The sequence below is a fragment of the Blastomonas sp. RAC04 genome, assembly GCF_001713435.1.
Taxonomy (GTDB): Bacteria; Pseudomonadota; Alphaproteobacteria; order Sphingomonadales; family Sphingomonadaceae; genus Blastomonas; species Blastomonas fulva.
The window spans coordinates 879,442-896,504 of sequence record NZ_CP016460.1 but is presented as its reverse complement, the minus strand read 5'-3'; the positions used below and the strand labels follow the sequence as shown (position 1 = coordinate 896,504).

Annotated in this window: 19 protein-coding genes; 5 read left to right on the top strand and 14 right to left on the bottom strand. The window is 64.1% G+C overall.

All coding sequences use genetic code 11. The features are described 5' to 3' along the window. Nucleotides 1-54: 54 nt before the first annotated feature. Entirely contained in the window at nucleotides 55-705 is a 651-nt protein-coding gene (locus BSY18_RS05365) for an SOS response-associated peptidase (RefSeq protein WP_069049912.1), read from the bottom strand. A gap of 30 nt (nucleotides 706-735) precedes the next feature. Between BSY18_RS05365 and BSY18_RS05360 the strand changes: the two genes are divergently transcribed. Together BSY18_RS05360 and BSY18_RS05355 are read left to right on the top strand one after the other, a co-directional pair. Then, nucleotides 736-1,497: a class II aldolase/adducin family protein gene (locus tag BSY18_RS05360; RefSeq protein ID WP_069049911.1), complete on the top strand. Its 762-nt coding sequence runs from the start codon at nucleotides 736-738 to the stop codon at nucleotides 1,495-1,497. A 59-nt stretch (nucleotides 1,498-1,556) separates the two neighbouring features. Then, nucleotides 1,557-2,096 (top strand): (2Fe-2S)-binding protein, encoded by a 540-nt coding sequence (locus BSY18_RS05355; protein ID WP_069049910.1) that lies wholly within the window; start codon nucleotides 1,557-1,559, stop codon nucleotides 2,094-2,096. Nucleotides 2,097-2,112: 16 nt separating this feature from the next. Here BSY18_RS05355 and dnaJ read toward each other — a convergent pair whose 3' ends face one another. Further along, nucleotides 2,113-3,246, bottom strand: coding sequence for a molecular chaperone DnaJ (gene dnaJ / locus BSY18_RS05350; RefSeq protein WP_069049909.1), 1,134 nt, complete (start codon nucleotides 3,244-3,246; stop codon nucleotides 2,113-2,115). Between the two features lie 114 nt (nucleotides 3,247-3,360). Continuing rightward, nucleotides 3,361-5,262 carry a molecular chaperone DnaK gene (gene dnaK / locus BSY18_RS05345; protein WP_069049908.1) on the bottom strand — a complete coding sequence of 634 codons (1,902 nt, stop codon included), beginning with the start codon at nucleotides 5,260-5,262 and terminating at the stop codon, nucleotides 3,361-3,363. A 102-nt stretch (nucleotides 5,263-5,364) separates the two neighbouring features. On the opposite strand from dnaK, the gene BSY18_RS05340 reads away from it, so the two are divergent. Next, a complete protein-coding gene (locus BSY18_RS05340) occupies nucleotides 5,365-5,925 on the top strand; it encodes a copper chaperone PCu(A)C (RefSeq protein WP_083231321.1) in 561 nt (186 codons plus the stop codon). Further along, nucleotides 5,925-6,392, top strand: a complete 468-nt coding sequence (locus BSY18_RS05335; protein ID WP_069049907.1) for a vgr related protein — start codon at nucleotides 5,925-5,927, stop codon at nucleotides 6,390-6,392. The genes BSY18_RS05340 and BSY18_RS05335 overlap by 1 nt, the downstream gene beginning before the upstream one ends. A gap of 105 nt (nucleotides 6,393-6,497) precedes the next feature. Here the strand turns inward: BSY18_RS05335 and grpE are convergent, their stop codons facing one another. From grpE to BSY18_RS05315, 4 genes are all read right to left on the bottom strand, one after another. Beyond that, nucleotides 6,498-7,124, bottom strand: coding sequence for a nucleotide exchange factor GrpE (gene grpE, locus BSY18_RS05330; RefSeq protein WP_082382026.1), 627 nt, complete (start codon nucleotides 7,122-7,124; stop codon nucleotides 6,498-6,500). Continuing rightward, nucleotides 7,121-8,161, bottom strand: a complete 1,041-nt coding sequence (gene hrcA, locus BSY18_RS05325) for a heat-inducible transcriptional repressor HrcA (protein WP_054132998.1) — start codon at nucleotides 8,159-8,161, stop codon at nucleotides 7,121-7,123. The genes grpE and hrcA overlap by 4 nt, the downstream gene beginning before the upstream one ends. A gap of 66 nt (nucleotides 8,162-8,227) precedes the next feature. Continuing rightward, complete coding sequence (locus BSY18_RS05320) at nucleotides 8,228-9,133, bottom strand: winged helix DNA-binding protein (RefSeq protein WP_069049906.1); 906 nt, start codon at nucleotides 9,131-9,133, stop codon at nucleotides 8,228-8,230. Nucleotides 9,134-9,158: 25 nt separating this feature from the next. Continuing rightward, a complete protein-coding gene (locus BSY18_RS05315) occupies nucleotides 9,159-10,448 on the bottom strand; it encodes an adenylosuccinate synthase (protein ID WP_069049905.1) in 1,290 nt (429 codons plus the stop codon). 194 nt (nucleotides 10,449-10,642) lie between these two features. Here BSY18_RS05315 and BSY18_RS05310 point away from each other — a divergent pair, with 194 nt between their 5' ends. Next, on the top strand, nucleotides 10,643-11,677 hold the full coding sequence (locus BSY18_RS05310; RefSeq protein WP_171900177.1) for an alpha/beta hydrolase: 1,035 nt from the start codon (nucleotides 10,643-10,645) through the stop codon (nucleotides 11,675-11,677). Between the two features lie 12 nt (nucleotides 11,678-11,689). Here the strand turns inward: BSY18_RS05310 and BSY18_RS05305 are convergent, their stop codons facing one another. The 7 genes from BSY18_RS05305 to BSY18_RS05280 all read right to left on the bottom strand — a co-directional run bounded on the left by BSY18_RS05305 (nucleotide 11,690) and on the right by BSY18_RS05280 (nucleotide 17,052). Then, nucleotides 11,690-12,814, bottom strand: a complete 1,125-nt coding sequence (locus BSY18_RS05305) for an ATP phosphoribosyltransferase regulatory subunit (RefSeq protein WP_054133002.1) — start codon at nucleotides 12,812-12,814, stop codon at nucleotides 11,690-11,692. Between the two features lie 77 nt (nucleotides 12,815-12,891). Continuing rightward, complete coding sequence (locus BSY18_RS05300; RefSeq protein ID WP_150126214.1) at nucleotides 12,892-13,398, bottom strand: hemerythrin domain-containing protein; 507 nt, start codon at nucleotides 13,396-13,398, stop codon at nucleotides 12,892-12,894. A gap of 146 nt (nucleotides 13,399-13,544) precedes the next feature. After that, nucleotides 13,545-13,754 carry a cold-shock protein gene (locus BSY18_RS05295; protein WP_017671033.1) on the bottom strand — a complete coding sequence of 70 codons (210 nt, stop codon included), beginning with the start codon at nucleotides 13,752-13,754 and terminating at the stop codon, nucleotides 13,545-13,547. 178 nt (nucleotides 13,755-13,932) lie between these two features. Then, nucleotides 13,933-14,100 (bottom strand): hypothetical protein, encoded by a 168-nt coding sequence (locus BSY18_RS21225; protein WP_156317882.1) that lies wholly within the window; start codon nucleotides 14,098-14,100, stop codon nucleotides 13,933-13,935. A 169-nt stretch (nucleotides 14,101-14,269) separates the two neighbouring features. Continuing rightward, on the bottom strand, nucleotides 14,270-14,548 hold the full coding sequence (locus BSY18_RS05290; protein WP_069049903.1) for a DUF1467 family protein: 279 nt from the start codon (nucleotides 14,546-14,548) through the stop codon (nucleotides 14,270-14,272). A gap of 37 nt (nucleotides 14,549-14,585) precedes the next feature. Beyond that, nucleotides 14,586-16,271, bottom strand: coding sequence for a ribonuclease J (locus tag BSY18_RS05285; protein ID WP_054133005.1), 1,686 nt, complete (start codon nucleotides 16,269-16,271; stop codon nucleotides 14,586-14,588). Between the two features lie 4 nt (nucleotides 16,272-16,275). Next, nucleotides 16,276-17,052 carry a type III pantothenate kinase gene (locus BSY18_RS05280; RefSeq protein WP_054133006.1) on the bottom strand — a complete coding sequence of 259 codons (777 nt, stop codon included), beginning with the start codon at nucleotides 17,050-17,052 and terminating at the stop codon, nucleotides 16,276-16,278. Nucleotides 17,053-17,063: the final 11 nt, after the last annotated feature.

Below are 17,063 nucleotides of genomic sequence, written 5' to 3'. Positions count from 1 at the left end.
GTCACGAGCAGGCCGTTACCAGTGCATGACGGGGTTTTCAAGGGATTTCGCCGATTATCCGCCGAACAGCCCGGGTTGTGGCATGGCTGCATCGGGTGAAGCTTCCGGCGCGAGCTCGTGCATCAGCGCCTCGTCAAAGGGCTGCACAAGCCCGCGCGCCTCTTCCCAATCGGCGCGCAGCCAGATTTGCAGCGCGTCCCCCGTCAGCATCACCGGCATGGCCTTGGGATGCACCGCGCCCACCATCGCATTGGGCTCGCAGGTCAGGAACGCATAGCGCGCGCCTTCCTCGGTCGGGCGCCAGATGCCGGCAAAGGCGAACGGATCGCCAGATCGCAGCGCGAACCAGTGCTGCCGCTTGCGTTTCGTCTCTGGGTCGGGCTGCGCGCCATATTCGCAAAAGGCGGTAACGGGGACAAGGCAGCGGCGCCGCGGATCGCCAAGCGCGCTGCGCCACATCGGCGACTGCAGATTGCGCACGTTGGTAATCGGACGCTTGACCTCGCCGAACGGCGGCCAACCCCAGCGCATCATCCCCAGCGCCGCGCCTGCCGGTCGGGCAATGATCACCGGCGCCTCGTAATCGGGATAGATGGCATCGAACGCCGGCAGGTTGGTCGCTGCGAGTTCGACCGAGCCGACATGAGCGCCGAACAACTGCCGGATTGCATCGGCGTTGCTTGTCATGCGATACAGGTTGCACATAGCCACCAAAGATAGTGACAGGAGAGCGCGATGGCCACCGCCTTGAAGACCAGCCCCCAGATGTCCACCGAAGAGCACGAAGCCCGCAAGCTGCTCGCGTCGTGCTACCGCGTGTTCGACATGATGGGCTGGTCCGAGATGATCTACAACCACATCACGCTCAAGGTGCCGGGCGAGGAAGACGCGTTCCTGATCAACCCTTATGGCCTGCACTTCAGCGAGGTGTGTGCCTCCAACCTCGTCAAGATCAATTCGGAAGGCGAAAAGCTCGACGGATCGCCCTACCCCGTCAACAAGGCCGGCTTCACCCAGCACAGCGTGTTCCACAAGCGCATTCCCGAGATGCACTGCATCATCCACACCCACACCACCGCGACGATGGCGGTGTGTTCGACCGAAGGCGGATTGCAGCCGACCAATTTCTATGCCTGCAACTTCATCGGCAACATCGCCTATCATGATTTCGAGGGCGTCACCGTCCGCGCCGAAGAAGGCGACCGGCTGGTCGAGGCGGTCACCGGCAAGCGCATCCTGATGCTCAGGAACCATGGCCCGGTCGTGATGGGCCGCACCCTGCCCGAAGCCTTCATCACCTATTGGGCGCTGCAGCGCGCCTGCGAGATCCAGCTGGCGACGATGTCGATGGGCAAGCCGATCCTGGTGTCGCAGGACGTGATCGATGTCCACCAGCGCGATCTCAGCCAGGTGCAATTGCCGATGGGCGCGGGCGTGCCCGATTTTGCCGCCATGGTGCGCAAGGTCGACAAGATCGATCCCAGCTGGCGCGATTGACACGCAGGCCGCGGCGGGACGGATGACACAGCCGTCCCGCCCGGTTATGCGCTCATGCCATGACCAAGTTCACCGTCAACGACCGTCCGGTGCAATACCGGCTCGATCCCGAAACGCCATTGCTATGGGCATTGCGCGATGCGTCCAACCTTACCGGGACGAAATACGGCTGCGGCAATGGCGATTGCGGTGCGTGCATGGTGGTGGTCGATGGCGAGGCGATCCGCTCGTGTCTGGTCAGCATCGCAGAGGTCGAGGGGCGCTATGTCACCACGATCGAGGCGCTGAGCCGCGACCGCAGCCATCCGGTGCAACAGGCGTTCGTCGCCGAACAGGCGGTGCAATGCGGGTTCTGTACGCCGGGGATGATCATTGCGGCCAGCGTGCTGCTCCGCAAGAACAGCGATCCGACCGACGCCGAGATCGATGGCGCCATCCGCAACCTGTGCCGCTGCGGCACCTATCCGCGCGTGCGCGCCGCGATCAAGCGCGCCGGCCGGGTGATGCGGCGGCAGGAGACGATCGCCGCCGCCCCGCCGCCGGGAATTTCACCTGAGGATGCGGCAAGGAACGTGCCCGCGCTGACCCCGCCAGAATGAGGCCACCGGCGAGCGCTTACTCGCCGATACCGTCCCACATTTCCTTCAGCCGCGCGAAGAAGCCGGTACTTTCCGGGCTTTCCTGGCCGGTTTCGGTTGCCTGGAATTCGCGCAGCAGTTCCTTCTGCCGCGCAGACAGCCGCGTAGGCGTCTCGACATCGATCTGGATGACCATGTCGCCGGTGCCACGTCCCTGCAGCACGGGCATGCCCGCGCCGCGCTGACGCAGCTGCTTGCCCGACTGGATTCCAGCCGGGATGGGGATGCGATGGCGCTTGCCGTCGAGCCCGGGGATCTCGATCTCGCCGCCCAAGGCTGCGGTGGTGATGCTGATCGGGGCGCGGGTGACCAACGTGGTCCCGTCGCGCTCGAAGATGCGGTGCCGTGCGACGTGGATGAAGATGTAGAGATCGCCCGGAGGCGAGCCCTTGGGTCCAGCCTCGCCCTTGCCGGTCAGCCGAATGCGGGTGCCGTTGTCGACACCGGGCGGGATATCCACCGAAAGCGTCTGGGTCTTGTCCACCCTGCCCTCGCCGCGGCATGTGCGGCACGGGTTCTCGATCACCTGGCCTGTGCCATGGCAATTGGGGCAGGTGCGCTCGACCACGAAGAAACCCTGCTGCGCGCGCATCTTGCCGCTGCCGCCGCACAGGTTGCAGGTGCGCACCTTGGTGCCGGGCTCGGCGCCCGACCCTTCGCAGGTATCGCAGGTCGCCGCGACATCGATCGAGATTTCGCTGGCCTTGCCGTGATAGGCCTCCTCCAGCGAGATCTCCATGTCGTAGCGCAGATCGGCGCCGCGTGCAGGGCCACGCCTGCCACCCGCTCCGCCGAAGCCGCCGCCAAAGATGGTGTCGAAGATATCGCCCAGGTCGGAAAAGCCCTCGGGCCCTCCGCGGCCGCCGCCGCCCGACATGCCGTTTTCATAGGCCTCGTGGCCGTAACGGTCATAGGCGGCGCGCTTCTGCGGGTCCTTCAGGCAGTCATAGGCCTGGCTGATCGCCTTGAAGTGCGCTTCCGCCTTGGCATCGCCGGGGTTGCGGTCCGGGTGCCATTGCATCGCCAGCTTGCGATAGGCGGATTTGAGCGTGCCATCGTCTGCGGTGCGCGTGACGCCGAGCAGCTCATAATAATCGGTGGTAGTGGCCATAGTCATCGGTCGCGATTCTTCATGCAGCGGCCGGGCGGGACAACCGTCACAGTGGCATCAGCCACCCTGCACGATCATCCCGCCCGGCCGGACTGTCGGTCATCAATCCGGCAATCAGTTTTTCGCGTCGCCGTCAACTTCCGAGAACTCGGCGTCGACGACATTGTCCTCAGCCGGGGCTGCTTCGCCTGCGGGTGAGGCAGCTGCGGCCTGTTCCTTCTCGTAGATCGCCTGGCCCAGCTTCATCGCTGCCTGGGCCAGCGCCTCGGTCTTGGTCTTCATGGCATCGGGCTCGTTGCCCTCGATCGCGGTCTTGAGCTCGGCGATCGCGGTTTCGATCTCGCCCTTGACCGTGGCATCGACCTTGTCGCCATGTTCCTCGAGCTGCTTTTCGGTGCTGTGCAGCAGGCTTTCGGCGTTGTTCTTCGCCTCGGCCGCCTCACGGCGCTTCTTGTCTTCCTCGGCGAAGCGTTCGGCATCTTTGACCATCTGGTCGATGTCCGCGTCGCTGAGGCCGCCCGATGCCTGGATGCGGATCACCTGCTCCTTGCCGGTGCCCTTGTCCTTGGCCGAGACGTTGACGATGCCGTTGGCGTCGATGTCGAAGGTGACCTCGATCTGCGGAACGCCGCGCGGTGCGGGCGGGATGCCAACCAGGTCGAACTGGCCCAGCAGCTTGTTGTCCGCCGCCATTTCACGCTCGCCCTGGAATACGCGGATCGTCACGGCCTGCTGGTTATCGTCAGCGGTCGAATAGGTCTGCGACTTCTTGGTCGGGATGGTGGTGTTGCGGTCGATCATCCGGGTGAAAACGCCGCCCAGCGTCTCAATGCCCAGCGACAGCGGGGTCACGTCGAGCAGCAGAACGTCCTTGACGTCGCCCTGCAAAACGCCGGCCTGAATGGCCGCGCCCATGGCAACGACTTCATCGGGATTGACGCCGGTGTGGGGCTCCTTGCCGAAGAATTCCTTCACCACTTCGCGGACGCGCGGCATGCGGGTCATCCCGCCGACGAGAACGACGTCATCGATGTCCGAAGCCTTGAGGCCGGCATCTTCGAGCGCCTTCTTGCACGGGTCGAGCGTCCGCTTGATCAGATCGGCGACCAGCTTTTCGAGATCCGAGCGGCTGATCATCTTGACCAGGTGCTTGGGGCCGTTCTGGTCGGCGGTGATGAAAGGCAGGTTGATCTCGGTGGTCTGCGCCGAGGAAAGCTCGATCTTCGCCTTTTCCGAAGCTTCCTTCAGACGCTGCAGAGCAAGCTTGTCCTTGGTGAGATCGATGCCTTCGGCCTTCTTGAAGTCTTCGGCCAGGAACTCGACGAGCTTGGAGTCGAAATCTTCACCGCCCAGGAAGGTGTCGCCGTTGGTGGCCTTCACCTCGAACACGCCGTCGCCGATTTCGAGCACCGAGATGTCGAAGGTGCCGCCGCCAAGGTCATAGACCGCGATGGTCTTGCCGTCGTTCTTGTCGAGACCATAAGCCAGCGCCGCCGCAGTCGGCTCGTTGATGATGCGCAGCACTTCAAGGCCAGCGATGCGGCCTGCATCCTTGGTCGCCTGACGCTGGGCGTCGTTGAAGTATGCAGGAACCGTGATCACGGCCTGAGTGACGGTCTCGCCCAGATAGCTCTCGGCGGTTTCCTTCATCTTCTGCAGCGTGAAGGCGCTGATTTCAGAAGGCGAATAGTCCTTGCCGCCCGCGCTCACCCAGGCGTCGCCATTGGCGCCCTTGGTGATCGAGTACGGCACCAGTTCCATGTCCTTCTTGGTCAGCGGATCGTCGAAACGACGCCCGATCAGACGCTTGACCGCGAACACGGTGTTTTCCGGGTTGGTCACCGCCTGGCGCTTGGCCGGCTGGCCGACCAGCCGCTCACCATCCTTGGTGAACGCGACGATCGACGGCGTGGTGCGCGCGCCTTCCGAATTTTCGATTACCTTGGGCTTGTCGCCGTCCATGACGGACACACAGCTGTTGGTGGTTCCAAGGTCGATACCAATTACTTTTGCCATAGTGCTTTTCCCACGTGACTTTCGATATGCAGATGAAAGATTACGTATCGGCGGCATGCCCCCAAGCAGCCTCCGATTCCGTCCCCGTCGGCGGATATAGGGTTGCTTTCGCTTGGCACAAGGCGTGGCAGTATCTACATCACGCTCAAGGCCGTGCTGGCCGAATTCGGCACAATTGCTCTGGAGGACCGCCGCGATATGATCCGCACCCTCAATCTGGTCGTTGCAGGCCTGACCCTGGCGCTGCTGGCAGGTTGTCAGCCGCCCGCCCAATTGCTGGTCGAGAAAGCCTATGTCCAGCTCTCGCCGGTCAAGGACAGCCCCTCGGTGCTGTACTTCACGGTCCGCGGAGGGCCCAAGGACACGGTTCTGCGCTCGATCTCCTCGCCTTCGATCCTTCGACTGGAGATGCACGAGACGGTCGAGGAGAACGGCATGTCGATGATGCGCCCCTTGGCATCGGCCCCGGTGCCAACCCGCGGCAAGGTGGAGTTCGAACCCGGCGGCAAGCACGTGATGGTGTGGGGCGTCGACCCCGGTGCGCAGAAGAAGGGCAGCGCCGAGTTTGTGTTTTCTTTTTCCACAGGTGAAAAGATCGTCGCCGATGCCGCGATCCGTGCGATCAAGCCGGGCGACGAAGCTGCAGGCGGCATGGCCCACTAATGAGGCGTGAGCCGATCGACCGGCCACTGGAAGCTGCGGAGGTCGCGCTGGCCCGATCGGTGTTCGGCGACACCATCGCCTATGGCAAGGTGCGCATCCGGCTGAAGAAATGGATTTTCTTCCAACCGCGCAGGACAATCATGGCGCCGATGGGGCATATCCATTTCCACCCTGGCGGCAGCGCCTATTGCGATGATTTCAGCTGCGCCAGCCTCTCGCGCCAAGGGCTGTTCATCCACGAGATGGTGCATGTGTGGCAATATCAGCAGGGTATCTTCCTGCCGCTCAAGCGCCATCCGTTCTGCCGCTACGACTATGCGATCAAGCCGGGACAGCCCTTTGCCAAATACGGCTTGGAGCAGCAGGCGGAACTCGTCCGCCACGCCTTCCTGATCCGGCAGGGCAGCGGGGTGCCGGGGGCACCGCCGCTGAACACCTATCGACAGATATTGCCGTTTCCGGTCTGAGAGTTAGCCAGCAGATACCGTCACCCCCTCAGACCCGGGGGCCCGCTTATGCTCCGATCCAGCGCAGGAGCGGGATTCCCGCATTCGCGGGAATGACGAAAGAACTCAGTCCGGCTTCTTGGCGACCGCGACCAGCGCCGGGCGCAGCAGGCGGTCCTTGATCATGTATCCGGCCTGCAGTTCCTGCACCACGGTGCCGGGCTCGGCATCCGCGTTCGGGATCTCGATCATCGCCTGATGCTGGTTGGGGTCAAGCGGCAGGCCGATAGCGGCGATGCGCGAAATGCTGTGCTTGGAGAACACGTTGTCGAGCTCGCGGCCGGTGGCTTCCAGACCCACGACCAGACCCTTCCACTTCTCGTCCTCGCGCAGATCCTCGGGGATCAGCTGCAGCGCGCGCGCTAGATTGTCTGAGACGGAGAGGATATCGCGGGCAAAGCCGGTCGCAGCATAAGCGCGGGCATCCTGTGCATCCTTTTCGAGGCGGCGACGGACATTCTGGGTGTCGGCGCGCGCATACAGCACGTCCTGCCTGGCTTCGGCCAGCTGCGCTTCGAGCGCGGCGATGCGTTCTTCCAACGCGGCGTGATCGTCGCCCTGTTCCTTCAGGCTGTCGGGCACGCCTTCAAGCTCGGCAGCCGCTTCCTGATCGAGCGACCGGCTGGTGTCGGCGTTGTTGCTGGGGTCTTCCTGCGTCACTGTTTCGTCCTGAATCACGTCTGTCCCGTTCATTTCATCAATCTGGTTAGGCTCTGCGCGGTAAAGTCCACCATCGGGACAATACGCGCATAATTGAGGCGGGTGGGGCCGATGACACCGACCACGCCGACTACGCGCCCCTCGCCATCGCGGTAGGGCGCCGCTATCACGGATGATCCGGAAAGCGAAAACAATTTGTTTTCAGCGCCGATGAAGATGCGGGCCGATGCCGCCTCCCGCGCGCTGTCGAGAAGATGGGCAATGTCCTGCATCGCTTCAAGTTCATCGAGCAGCCGCCTCACCCGCTCCAGATCCGCCACCGCATCGTTGTCGAGCAGATTGGCCTGGCCGCGCACGATCAGCACCGGGCGGTCGGCGCCGTCACGCGACCACAACGCAAGCCCTCGGCGGACAAGGTCGGAACTCGCCTGATCAAGCGCGTCCCGCTCGCTGTTGATCTCCGCTTCGAGCGCGAGCAGCGCCTGCGACAGGCTGCGACCGGAAAGCCGGGCGGTAATGAAATTGCCCGCTTGTACCAGCATGCTCTCGGTGACGCGCCGGCTCATCTCCAGCACGCGGTTTTCGATGCTGCCATCGTTGCCCACCAGCACGGCCAGCACCTGAGTATCCGACAGCCGCACGAAGCTCATCTGGCGCAGCACAGGCTCGCGCCGCGGCACCATCACGATGCCGGCGCAAGCCGACAGCCCCGAAAGCGCCTGCGTCGTCGCCGCCAGCGCGGCCTCTATGGGCCCTGCATTGTCGAGCTGCTTTTCGATGGCCGCGCGCTCCTCGAACGACGGCTCTGCTACCTGCATCATGCCATCGACGAACAATCGCAGCCCCTGCTCGGTCGGCATCCGCCCCGCGCTGGTGTGCGGCGCGGCGAGCAGGCCCAGTTCCTCAAGATCCTGCATCACGTTGCGGATCGAGGCGGGAGAGAGGTTGACGGTGGAGGACTTGGAAATCGTGCGCGAGCCGACGGGTATCCCGGTATCGAGATAGCTTTCCACAACGATGCGGAAAACATCGCGCGCGCGGTCGTTCAGTTCGGTGAACTGGCTGGTCATGCTGCCAAATTAGGCGCAAGCGGCCCTACTAACAAGCCATTGCGCCACCGCGCCCCCAGGCGGGGGTCAACCGTCCAGCCCGCCGCGCGCATCCACCAGCGCAAACCACCCGCACAATTGGTCGAATGCAGCATCGGACAAGTCCACGAACATCCGCCGGGCATCGTCGGGATCGGCGCGGCGCTCGAGCAATTGCTGATCGGTCATCAGCCGGATCCAGCGCAGCGCGGTGGTCGGCGGGACGGCCGCTGCGATGCACAGGCTCGATACTGACACGGAGCGGCGCTCAAGGCGCGATGCCGCCAGATCGAGCAGAATGTCCCAGGCGGGATCGGCAAACAGATCGGGGCTGAAGAACCGGTCGCGCAGGCGGCGGATGCTGATCAGGTGGCGAATCCGCTGCGGATCGGGCGGAATGGCGGGTGCGCGGTCGGTCGGTGCTTCGGCCTGATACGACAGGTTTCGCTCGGCGAGTCCGTCCGGCGCATCGTCATCGCCGGAGGTGATATGGCCGAGCTGTTCGGCCAGCCTCGCGAGCTCCATCGCCAGCGCCTGCAGCCGCGCGCGTTCGTCGCGGTCGGGATCAAACGCGCTGTTCGCGTTCAGTATTCCGGTCAGATCGGACACAGCGATGGCGATCAGCGAGGGTGCATCGCCGAAGACGCAGGCCGCGGTGCGACCCTGCAGCAGGACATCGACCGCATCGATGGTCTCGAGACTGACCAGACAAAGCAGCCCCGCATCCGATGCCACAAAAGCCAGGGCCTCAGTGCCGGGCACGGCCCGCCGCCAGTCGAAGGCATGAATCCGGGCGCTCGCCGCGAGGGCGCTGCCCGCAGGCGCGATCAGGGCAGCCGGGCGTCCTGCAGCCTGCAGCAGCCGGCCCGTCGCGGGACTGTCGACCGCGACAATCGGGTCTCCCGCAGCCGGAGCCGCGCCGTCACCAAAGGGCGAACGCCCGTCTTCGGACATGAAAACCCCCCCATCAAGCGACCCGTCAGTCCGCGAAGGGATCGCGCACCAGGATCGTGTCTTCGCGCTCGGGCGAGGTCGATACCAGCGCCACGGGGCACTGGATCAGCTCTTCGACGCGCTTGATATACTTGATGGCCTGCGCGGGCAGGTCAACCCAGCTGCGCGCGCCCGCGGTCGATTCGTGCCACCCGTCCATCTCCTCGTAAATCGGCTGGACCGCAGCCTGATCGCCGGCATGCGCGGGGAAATAATCGAGCACCTTGCCGTTCAGCCGGTAGCCAGTGCAGATCTTGAGCTTGGCAAAGCCGTCGAGCACGTCGAGCTTGGTCAGCGCGATGCCGGTGACGCCAGCGACCGCGCATGCCTGCCGCACCAAGGTCGCATCGAACCAGCCGCAGCGCCGCTGACGCCCGGTCACGGTGCCGAATTCATGCCCACGCTCGCCCAGCCGCTGGCCAACCTCGTCCTGCAGTTCGGTCGGGAACGGACCCGATCCGACGCGGGTGGTGTAGGCCTTTACGATGCCGAGCACGAAGCCGCTGGCCTGTGGGCCCAGACCGCTGCCGCCCGACGCAGTGCCGGTGATGGTGTTCGACGAAGTGACAAACGGATAGGTGCCATGGTCGACATCGAGCAGCACGCCCTGTGCGCCCTCGAACAGCATGCGGGCACCGGCACGGCGAATTTCACCGAGGCGTTTCCACACCGGCTGCGCGAATTCGAGCACGAACGGCGCGATTTCGGCGAGTTCGGCCAGCAAGGCTGCACGATCGATGGGCGGCTCGCCAAACCCGGCCCGCAGCGCATCATGGTGTGCGCACAGCCGGTCAAGCTGCGGATCGAGCGCATCGAGATGCGCCAGATCGCACACGCGAATGGCGCGCCTGCCGACCTTGTCCTCATAGGCCGGGCCGATGCCGCGGCGGGTGGTGCCGATCTTGCCCTGGCCGCTGGCATCCTCGCGCAGCGCGTCGAGATCGCGGTGGAAAGGCAGGATCAGCGGGCAATTGTCCGCCACAGCGAGGTTGTCCGGGGTGATTTCCACCCCCTGCCCGCGCAATTTGGCGACCTCGTCGCGAAGCGCCCAGGGATCGAGTACCACGCCGTTGCCGATAACGCTGAACGTCCCGCGCACGATGCCCGAAGGCAGCAGCGACAATTTGAACACCTTCTCGCCGATGACCAGGGTGTGTCCGGCATTGTGTCCGCCCTGAAAGCGGATCACCGCATCGGCGCGCTCCGCCAGCCAGTCGACAATCTTGCCCTTGCCCTCATCGCCCCATTGGGCGCCGATCACCGTAACATTGGCCACAAAACCATACCTTTTGCGAGATGGACGCGCCGTCAGCGACGCGCAAAGCGCGCTCGTCCTAGTGACGGCAGCCGCTTGCGTCCAGTGTGTTAGGGCAAAACATGATACAATTTAATGCACTTCGAGAATGGACGCAGGCAAGCAGCGTGCGGCAGACTTGCGCTCGCCCCATAGGATTGCTGCGGAGACTGGCGATGCGCTGGAAGACTTTTGCACTGATGGTGACCGCCGGACTGATCGCTCCCGCGCTGATCGTCCCGACCCTGGCCCAGCAGCGCGGCGGGCGCGAGCGGCTGCTTGATCGCGAATGCCGCCGAGAGATCGTGAAGCTGTGCGGGCTGAACCGATCAGAGATGCGCAGCTGCCTGCGCGAGCGCGGCGACGAGCTGTCGGAACGCTGCAAGGCGCAATTCGTGGAAGGGATCGCCAAGCGCAGGCCGACCGCGCGGCCCTCGCAGCCAAGCGATATCCCGTTGCGCGCGATTGCCTATGGTACCGCCGCCCAGCAGACGCTCGATCTGTATCTGCCTCAGGCGGAGCGGCCCGCAAGCGGATATCCGCTGGTGGTCTATCTGCATGGCGGCGGCTGGCGCAACGGCGACCGCTCCATGGTGCAGCAAAAGCCCGACTTTTTCGTCGGCAAGGGCTGGGCATTTGCGTCGGTCGGATACCGGCTGCTCCCCGAGGCTCCGGTGGAGCAGCAGGCCGAGGACGTCGCCTCGGCGCTGCGCAAGCTGCTCGCCCAATCGCAGGCGGTGGGTATCGATCCGGCCCGGGTCATCGTTATGGGGCACAGTGCGGGCGCACATCTGGCGGCCCTGGTGTCGACCGACCCGGCCTATCTCAAATCGGACATGGACAGGATTGCAGGCGTCATCCTGCTCGACGGTGCGGGCTATGACGTCGCGCGCCAGATGCGCGACACGCCGATGATCGCCAAGAGCCTCTATGTCCCAGCCTTTGGCACCGACCCTGCGCGCCAGGCACGGCTGTCGCCGATCACTCACGCAGCCGCGCCCAATGTCAGCCGCTGGCTGATCCTGCATGTCGCCAGCCGTCAGGACGCAACCGAGCAGTCCAACGCACTCGCCGCCGCGCTCAGGGCTGCGGGCTCGAAAGCCGTGGTCCAGTCGATCGCGGGAGAAAACCACATGACCATCAACCGCGAACTGGGCGCAGGAGACAATGCGCACACCCGCGCGGTGGCAGCGTTTCTCGAAGAATTCTGAACGCCGCAGCCTTTAAAGCGCGACAGTCTCGCTGCCCTGCAGGCGGTGCGAACAGCCCAGCGCGACCGCATCATCGGCATCGGTGATCGCTGCCAGCGTCCGCCAGCCGATCGCGCGCAGCCTTGCGGCGACCGCCTGATCGTGCCCCAGCGGCAGGAACAGCTTGCCCGCGGCGCCCTGTTCGCCGGTCAGGGTCATGTCGAGCAGCGCATCGGGATAGAGCGAAAAGCCGGTGGCGACCTCTTCCCCGCCCTTGCCATCGGGGATGGCATAGGTTCCGCCACGCCCCAGCACGCCTGCACAGCCATCGGCGTAGAGCGAAAAACCGAACCAGCTCTGATATTCGAAACCGTGCCGCTCGGTGGGGTCGAGCGTGACGGTCACGTCGTCCGGCAGTGCCGCCACGATCTGGCGCAGCGCGGTGATCCGGCTGGCGAGCACGCCGCCGGCATCGATCGCGGCCAGCGAGTCGATCGCGGCCTCGAACGGTCCCATGGCATAGAGCAGCGGCAGATAAGCGTCGGCGCCCAATGCAGTGAGCCCGCCTGCATCCTTCATGTCGAGCTCGCGCCGGACCGAGGAAATCTGCCCCTGCGGCAGCGGGAACGCGGTGCCGGCAAGAGTGTCCACGAGGTCGGGCAAGGTCAGATCGACCGTGATGCCGGTGACGCCTGCCTCGGCCAGCGCCTCGATCGCGATCCGCACCACTTCCTGCGCGGCGGCGATGTTGTCGTGGCCGATCAGTTCGGCGCCGATCTGCAGCCGCTCGCGTTCGGGATTGAGCTGGTCGGATGCGATGCGCAGCACCTGGCCTGCATAGCTCAGCCGCAACGGGCGCGGCGCCGACGCCATCAGGGTCGTGGCCACCCGGCCCACCTGGACAGTGATGTCCGAACGAATGGCAAGCGTACGCATCGATGAAGGATCGACCATGCGGAACAGATGCTGGCGCCCGGTGCCCTGCATGCGCGCTGCCAGCGAACGTTCATATTCCACAAGCGGCGGCGAGACCCGGTCATAGCCATGCCCGGCCAGCACATCCATCGCGCTGCGGGTGAGCCGCGCAGCCTGTTCGGCGCGCGGAGGAAGCAGATCGGCAAGACCTGCGGGCAGGATATCGGGATTCGTCTCTGACATGGCGCTGCGCTTAGACGATTAGCGCGGCAGAGAAAACCTTCTCGCGCACGGGGTTGCAGCAGCAGCCCGGTTGCGGCCTAGGCCGGCAGGGTGCACGCCCCCTTGGTGATCGCGTCCTTGATCGCAAACGCCTCACGCGTCCAGTTGGTGGTGGGAGCGACGTTGGTCTTCATGTCGATCGCCGCATTGGTAGCGAGCGGGTAGAGCTCGACCTCTTCCAGATCGATCCGCGCGAACATCGCCAGCGTCATCCGGCGCGATTCGACGCAAAACCGGCTCCACTCCGAAGCGATGCGATCCGGGGTCCAATATTGGGCGTGCTGGGCATATTCGGCGAACAAAGTGGCCAGTTCGGCCTGGAACTGCTGTCCCTTTTCGCGGACATGCGGGCGCTCGTCCTGCAGCAGCTTGGCGTAAAGGTGGCGATCCTCGAAGGCGAGATGCTGCATGATATGGCTGCCGACCCGCCAGCGGGTCTCGGCAAGCAATGCGCGCGAGGGCATGGTTTCGTGATCAAGCAGCTTCAAAAGCGCCTGCGCTTTTTCGCGGATCAGCCTGTGATCGCGAAGCAATCTGTCCAGCATATCGCGGCCCTTCACTTGTTGAGACCATGCTAGAACCGATACGTTAAACGCTCGTAAATCTTTGGGTCGTTCTGAGGGCAACGACCAGACCTGAATGAGGCTGCGGAGCGGCGCAAACCGCCACCCCGCACCCTAGCACCTGAAAATCAGGCAGCAGCCGAAAGACGGACAGCCGCCATCTTGCCGCGGCGATCCTGTTCCAGTTCAAAGTTCACGCGCTGGTCGCGATCGAGCGTGCGCATGCCCGATGCTTCAACGGCGCTGATGTGAACGAACGCGTCGTTGCCGCCATCGTCGGGCTGAATGAAACCATAGCCCTTGTCGGCATTGAAGAACTTTACGGTGCCAATAGGCATAGTCATTTCCTTAAGTGTCGATTGCATGGGGCCGCACACATTTGCGGACAGTTCCCCCTGCATAGTCCGGGACCGGAAGTTCGATTTCGACCTGTGCAACGCCCGGTCCCGGCCATTGCACGCGAAGATGCGGGCAACAGGTCATCGCCTTGCGGCAAGACCCTTCGCCCGGATGGCATCAGCCAGGCATGAAGCTGCCCGGCTGGGGATAGGCGATCGCATGCACCCGCAGGTCTTCGACGCGCGCCAGACTGGCCTGCGTGTCGCGCTCATCCGCGCAAGGCGAATGCAGCGCGCGCATGTGCGCAACGTGGAGATTGTCGAAAAGCTGATTGATATCTGGCATGCATTGGCTCGTGTTGCTGAGCAAGCAAGAGCGTGGAGCAAGGATGCCGCGAGTCTCTCAGTCGCGCGCTGGCTTGGATCATGGATCGCGCGATGGCCATCGTATAGCAGCAAATGGCGACAAAGTCTCACACTAAACGCAAGACGGACGGGTTAGCCCCCGGCAGCCTTCATTCGGCGCCTGGCGGCTTGCCGAAGATGTTGACATCCGATGGTCCAATCCAGCCGTTGACATAGTTGGCATAGAACAGCCCGAACACCACCGCGGACAGCGCGGTGGTGATCAGGACGACGCGAAGCGGCTTGAAATTGGCGGGCGCGCTGTCTGCCTGGCCGCGAACCTTCTCGATCCCCAGCTCTTCCGCGGTGCGCACGCCGAAGGGCATCACCACGAACGCGGTGATCACCCAGAACAGCAGATAGATTGCAGCAATGCTCGTCCAGCTCATGCGCTCATGTCCTGTTGCCTTGCGCCCAAGTGGGTCGTCAGCCCGCGATCATCAAGACCGTGACGACAGGCTTTTTGCCGGTCCAGCGCGTTGCGGCACGGCGCACGGCAAGGCGGATCGCCTCCTGCACGTCGTTGCCTCCGCCCGACGACCGGCCTTCCGACCTGCCGCCCCTGCCCTTCGGCTTGGCCTTGCCTGGCTTGTTGATCGCCTCGCGCACATCCTCGATCGTCTCGGCGATGAATGCATCGAGATCGTCCTCGACCGGAAGCCCCAGCGCGCGCACCACCGGATCGCCGATCAGTCCGCCGCGCCCGTCGAGCGCGACCGCGACGCTGACCTGGCCATTGACCGCGAGCTTGCGCCGCTCGGCCATGGTCATGCCATCGGCGGGCAGGATGACATCGCCATCTAGCACCAACCGGCCGGCGCGCTCCCGGCTGATCACTCCGGGCTTGCCGGGGGCAAGCCGCACCATATCGCCGTTCTTCTGCACCACCACCGAAGGGATGCCCTGCTCGGTCCCGAATCGGGCCTGCTCGGTCATGTGGCGCATTTCGCCATGCACCGGCACCAGTATCTGCGGCCTGATCCAGCGGTACATCTCGGCAAGCTCTGGGCGTCCCGGATGGCCCGACACATGAATATCGGCCTGGCGGTCGGTGATCATCTGGATGCCGTCTTCGGCCAGCTTGTTCTGGATGCGGCCAATCGCGATCTCGTTGCCGGGGATGACCTTGGACGAGAACAGCACGGTGTCGCCCGCCTCAAGCTTGATCTGGTGGTTGCCCTCGGCCACGCGCGCGAGCGCAGCGCGCGGTTCGCCCTGGCCGCCGGTGGCGACTACCAGCACCTGGCGGCGCGGCATACCCATGGCGGTGTCGAAGTCGACCAGTTCGGGAAGGTCCTTCAGATAGCCATTGGCCTTGGCGACCGCGATGATGCGATCGAGCGAGCGCCCGGCGACGCAGAAGGCTCGGTTGGTCGCCTTGGCAACCTCGCCCAGCGTGTGCAGGCGCGCGACATTGGAGGCGAAGGTGGTGATTAGCGCCCGACCCTTGAGCGGCTTTACCGCCTTGATCAGCGCATCACGCACCGCACCTTCGGAGCCCGAGCTTTCGGGATTGAAGACGTTGGTGGAATCGCAGACCATCGCGAGCACGCCCTCGTCGCCGAGCGCGGTGAGCGTCTCGGGCGTTGAAGGCACCCCGACGATCGGCTCGTCGTCGAGCTTCCAGTCGCCGGTGTGGAAAATGCGGCCATAGGGCGTGTCGATCAGCAGCGCGTTGCCTTCTGCGATCGAGTGCGCCAGCGGCAGATAGCGGAAGCCGAACGGGCCGAGCTGAAGGCTGCCCTCGTTCTCGATGACGTTGAGCTCGACATCCTTGACCAGCCCCTGTTCTTCGAGCTTGCGGCGGATCAGGTCGGCGGTGAACGGCGTTGCGAACAGTGGGACATTGAGGTCCGCCGCCAAATACGGCAGCGCGCCGATATGGTCTTCATGGCCGTGCGTCAGCACAATGCCGAGCAGGTCGTCGGCGCGTTCCTCGATGAACTCGAGATCGGGAAACACCAGCTCGACACCGGGATAGGCCGGATCGCTGAAGGTCATGCCCAGATCGACCATGACCCATTTGCCGTCGCAGCCGTAGAGGTTGGCATTCATGCCAATTTCGCCCGACCCGCCAAGGGCCAGGAACAACAATTCTTTTCCAGGTTTCATGTAATCAAAATGCCCTTTCGGCAATCATGGCGAGACCCTGCAGGGTCAGGTCGGGTTCGACCGCATCAAATATCGTCGTGTGCTCATCAAACAGCACCGCAAGTCCGCCGGTTGCGATAACCTTGGCCGGGCGGCCGATTTCGGCGCGCATCCGTGCGACCAGTCCTTCCATCATCGCGACATAGCCCCAGAACACGCCGATCTGCATCTGGTCCTCGGTGTTGCGGCCGATGACAGAGCGGTTGTTGCGCGGGGTTTCTATCGCGATGCGCGGCAGCTTTGCGGCGGCTTGAACCAGGGCATCGAGCGAGAGGTTGATCCCCGGCGCAATGATGCCCCCCTTGTAGGCACCCGTATAATCCACGACGTCATAGGTGGTTGCAGTGCCAAAGTCGATGATGATGATATCACCGGGATGCAGCGCGTGCGCCGCGATCGAATTGACCGCGCGGTCGGCGCCCAGCGACTTGGGCTCGTCGACATCGATCTGCATCTGCCAGTCCGCAGGTTCAACCCCGGCGATCAGTGGCTCGACACTGAAATACTTGCGCGAAAGCACCTGCAGATTGTGCAGCGCGCGCGGCACCACGGTGGAGATGATCACCTGGCTGATATCCTGCCGGATGAAGCCTTCCAGCGCGAGCAGCTGGTTCAGCCACACGGCATATTCGTCCGCAGTGCGGCGCGCATCGGTGGATATCCGCCAGCGCGCCTTGATCGTGCGTTCGTTGAACAGCGCAAACACGGCGTTGGTGTTGCCGACATCAATGGCAAGCAGCATGCGTCACGTCC